At 65.1% G+C, this 4,087-nt stretch carries 5 protein-coding genes; 2 read left to right on the top strand and 3 right to left on the bottom strand.

The genetic code is table 11. From position 1 onward, the window contains the following. Window positions 1-228, top strand: a 228-nt coding sequence (locus ACXJKH_RS16395; RefSeq protein ID WP_457320886.1) for a hypothetical protein, incomplete at its 5' end; no start/stop codon positions are given. A gap of 98 nt (window positions 229-326) precedes the next feature. Here ACXJKH_RS16395 and acnB read toward each other — a convergent pair. The 3 genes from acnB to ACXJKH_RS16380 all read right to left on the bottom strand — a co-directional run bounded on the left by acnB (window position 327) and on the right by ACXJKH_RS16380 (window position 3,607). Continuing rightward, window positions 327-2,912, bottom strand: coding sequence for a bifunctional aconitate hydratase 2/2-methylisocitrate dehydratase (gene acnB, locus ACXJKH_RS16390; RefSeq protein ID WP_256777495.1), 2,586 nt, complete (start codon window positions 2,910-2,912; stop codon window positions 327-329). A gap of 64 nt (window positions 2,913-2,976) precedes the next feature. After that, window positions 2,977-3,375, bottom strand: coding sequence for a type II toxin-antitoxin system VapC family toxin (locus tag ACXJKH_RS16385; protein WP_457320883.1), 399 nt, complete (start codon window positions 3,373-3,375; stop codon window positions 2,977-2,979). 7 nt (window positions 3,376-3,382) lie between these two features. After that, on the bottom strand, window positions 3,383-3,607 hold the full coding sequence (locus ACXJKH_RS16380) for an AbrB/MazE/SpoVT family DNA-binding domain-containing protein (protein ID WP_256777493.1): 225 nt from the start codon (window positions 3,605-3,607) through the stop codon (window positions 3,383-3,385). Window positions 3,608-3,763: 156 nt separating this feature from the next. On the opposite strand from ACXJKH_RS16380, the gene bamE reads away from it, so the two are divergent. After that, a partial coding sequence (bamE, locus tag ACXJKH_RS16375) for an outer membrane protein assembly factor BamE domain-containing protein (RefSeq protein ID WP_457320881.1) occupies window positions 3,764-4,087 on the top strand: 324 nt, incomplete at its 3' end.

Here is a 4,087-nt window from a genome sequence, read left to right as displayed (position 1 = left end):
GTGCAGGTTGACTGGACGGGTGCACCAAAGCCGATGCCCCATCGCCGCTATTACATCGAGTTCAATCGGGCGAAGAAGCAGATGTACCTGCGCCCAGCACAGGCCGATGGTCTGCCGTGGTTCGAGGTGGACGTGATCGGCAGGCGCGGCGACCTGCTGATCGGCAACCGACGTTTCAGCGGTTCGGTGGACTGGACACCGGGCGCACGGCATGAAGCGGCGCCATAACGCCTTTCCTGGCCAATACCGCACACACAAAAAAACACCCGGCCTGCGCCGGGTGTTTTCAGTTGAATCCCATCGACCAACAGTCGATGGCTACCGCATCAGGCAGCGACCGTCTTGGCCACGTCCTGGTAATCCTCGATCTGGTCGAAGTTCATGTAGCGGTAGATGTCCTTGCTGCTGGCATCCAGCACGCCGATGTCGGCCATGTACTCTTCCTTGGTCGGGATGCGACCCAGACGCGAGCAGATCGCGGCCAGTTCGGCCGAACCCAGGTACACGTTGGAGTTGCGGCCCAGACGGTTCGGGAAGTTGCGGGTCGAGGTCGAGAACACCGTCGCGCCCTCGCGCACCTGTGCCTGGTTGCCCATGCACAGCGAGCAGCCCGGCATTTCCATGCGTGCGCCGGCGGTGCCGAAGGTGCCGTAATGGCCTTCCTTGGTCAACTCCGAAGCATCCATCTTGGTCGGCGGGGCCACCCACAGCTTGGTCGGGATGTCGCGCTTGCCTTCCAGCAGCTTGGCCGCCGCACGGAAGTGGCCGATGTTGGTCATGCACGAACCGATGAACACTTCGTCGATGGCCGCACCGGCCACGTCCGACAGCGTCTTGACGTCATCCGGATCGTTCGGGCAGGCCACGATCGGCTCGTGGATATCGGCCAGGTCGATCTCGATGACGGCGGCGTATTCGGCGTCGGCGTCGGGCTGCAGCAGCTCCGGGTTGGCCAGCCACGCTTCCATCTTCTCGATGCGGCGCGCCAGCGAACGGGCGTCCTGGTAACCCTCGGCGATCATCCACTTCAGCAGCGTGATGTTGCTGGTGAGGTACTCGATGATCGGCTCCTTGTTCAGGTGCACCGAGCAACCGGCGGCCGAACGTTCGGCCGAGGCATCGGACAGCTCGAATGCCTGCTCGACCTTCAGCTCCGGCAGACCTTCGATTTCCAGGATGCGGCCGGAGAAGATGTTCTTCTTGCCGGCCTTGGCCACGGTCAGCAGACCGGACTTGATCGCGTACAGTGGAATCGCGTTGACCAGGTCACGCAGGGTCACGCCGGGCTGCATCTTGCCCTTGAAGCGGACCAGCACCGACTCGGGCATGTCCAGCGGCATTACGCCAGTGGCGGCGGCGAAGGCCACCAGGCCCGAACCGGCCGGGAACGAAATGCCCACCGGGAAACGGGTGTGCGAGTCGCCGCCGGTACCGACGGTGTCGGGCAGCAGCATGCGGTTGAGCCAGCTGTGGATCACGCCGTCGCCCGGACGCAGCGAGATGCCGCCGCGGGTGGAGATGAACTCCGGCAGCGTGTGGTGGGTCTTGACGTCCACCGGCTTCGGGTAGGCGGCGGTGTGGCAGAACGACTGCATCACCAGGTCGGCCGAGAAGCCCAGGCAGGCCAGGTCCTTCAGCTCGTCACGGGTCATCGGACCGGTGGTGTCCTGCGAGCCCACCGAGGTCATCTTCGGTTCGCAGTAGGTGCCCGGGCGCATGCCCTGGCCTTCCGGCAGACCACACGCACGGCCTACCATCTTCTGCGCCAGCGAGAAGCCCTTGCCGGTATCCGGCGGGTCCATCGGCAGGCGGAACAGATCGGTCGGGGCCAGGCCCAGCGCTTCACGCGCCTTGGCGGTGAGGCCGCGGCCGATGATCAGCGGAATGCGGCCACCGGCGCGCACTTCGTCGAACAGCACGTCGGACTTGACCTTGAACTCGGCGATGACCGCGCCGTCCTTCAGGGCCTTGCCGTCGTACGGGCGCAGCTCGATCACATCGCCCATGTTCATCTGCGACACGTCGAGTTCGATCGGCAGCGCGCCGGCGTCTTCCATCGTGTTGTAGAAGATCGGGGCGATCTTCGAGCCCAGGCACACGCCGCCGAAGCGCTTGTTCGGGATGAACGGAATATCTTCGCCGGTGAACCACAGCACCGAGTTGGTGGCCGACTTGCGGCTGGAGCCGGTGCCGACCACGTCGCCCACATAGGCCACCAGGTGGCCCTTGTCCTTCAGCGATTCAATGAACTTCACCGGGCCGCGCTTGCCGTCTTCTTCCGGCTCGATGCCATCGCGCTTGTTCTTCAGCATCGCCAGCGCATGCAGCGGGATGTCCGGGCGGGTGGTGGCGTCCGGGGCCGGCGACAGGTCGTCGGTGTTGGTTTCGCCGGTCACCTTGAGCACGGTGATGGTCAGGCTTTCGGGCACCTGCGGGCGGCTGGTGAACCACTCCGCATCGGCCCAGCTCTGCAGCACGCCCTGGGCGTGGGCATTGCCGGCCTTGGCCTTTTCCTGCACGTCGTGGAAGGCGTCGAACACCAGCAGGGTGTTCTTCAGCGCATCGGCGGCGATCGCACCGACGGTGGCGTCATCGAGCAGCTGGACCAGCGGGGCGACGTTGTAACCGCCGAGCATGGTGCCCAGCAGTTCGGTGGCGCGCTCGCGGCTGATCAGCGCATTGACTTCGCTGCCCAGGGCGATCGCGGCCAGGTACGAGGCCTTGACCTTGGCGGCATCATCGACGCCGGCCGGCACGCGGTGGGTCAGCAGTTCCAGCAGGAACTCAGCTTCCCCGGCCGGCGGGTTCTTCAGCAGTTCGATGACGTCGGCCGTCTGCTGGGCGCTCAGCGGCAGCGGCGGGATGCCAAGCGCGGCRCGCTCGGCTACGTGGTGGCGGTAGGCTTCCAACATGACAACTCCCGGGAAATTCTTTGAAAAAACTGCGGTTGAATACAGCGGTAAACGGTGCGTGGGCTCAGGCTTGCGGCACGATCAGCTTCAGGCCCTTGAAGTAGTCGCGAAAAAACGTGTYGTTCCAGGTGATCAGCCCATCGCACTGCAACAGCGCGTGCGAGCCGACCATGAATTCGTCCAGGCCGCGCCTGCCGGCGCCGCGCTGGCGGTGGCGGCGGTGCATTTCGCCGGCACGCAGGGCGGACTTGGCCTCCAGCGGGCTGAAATGGATGCCCATTTCCTCCAGCGCTTCCTGCACCTCGGCCCCACCGCGCAGCGAGGCGCAGATCTCGGCCAGGGTCACCGCGCAGATCACCACGCGCCCGCCGACCAGGCTCTGGCGCAGGTAAGCCTCCACCGCGTCGGCCTGCGGTCCGTTGCTGAGCAGTTCGATCAGGACCGGGGAATCGACAGCGATCATGCCGCGCTCATTCCTCGTCGCGGACCGCATCGACGGCGGCCTGCGCCGAATCGAAGCCGTCCAGTGCGAACTTGCCGCGGGCGCGCGAGATCGCATCGTCCACGCTCTTGCGCAGGATGATCCGGCTGCCGTCCAGCTCGACCTTCAACTGGGTGCCCTTGGTCAGGCCCAGCGCATCGCGGACCGCCTTGGGCAAGGTGATCTGCCCGCGTTCAGCTACGGTGGCTTCCATGGGGTACGCCTCAAAAAGTATGTATGAATTGTACGTACTTGATGGGTTCAGGGCAAATCGATGTTCTGTGACTGGCGACGTAGGCAGGGCCGCGGCCGGCGGGATAGACTGAACGGCAGGCAACCCTGCCCCATCGATAGAAAAGGACATCCCGCGATGCGTGCCACCACCCTCACCCTCGCCCTGCTGTTTGCCGCCCCGCTGGCACTGACGACCGCGTCGGCCCAGGCCAACCCGTTCGGCGCCTACACCACCGGCACGGAAATCACCCAGCAGCAGATGGACGCCGCCCAGGTCGGCAAGACCACCCAGGAGCAGGTCCGCGAAGCCTTCGGCGCGCCGAGCCGGCGCGAGCAGCTGGGCGACACGCAGGTCTGGTATTACGACTTCGTCAAGATCAAGTCGTTCGGCAAGAACATCCAGGAAGCGACCGTGTTCGAGTTCGGCAAGACCGGCGTGCTCACGGCCAAGTCCAAGTCC

It is taken from the genome of Stenotrophomonas sp. P5_B8, from assembly GCF_054049855.1.
Note: the sequence above shows the minus strand (reverse complement) of the source record. Positions and strands in the feature narration are given on the sequence as shown.

Excerpts from the sequence above, each read along its gene's own strand:
- ACXJKH_RS16380 (WP_256777493.1), bottom strand. The coding sequence starts at position 3,607 with ATGGAAGCCACCGTAGCTGAACGCGGGCAGATCACCTTGCCCAAGGCG.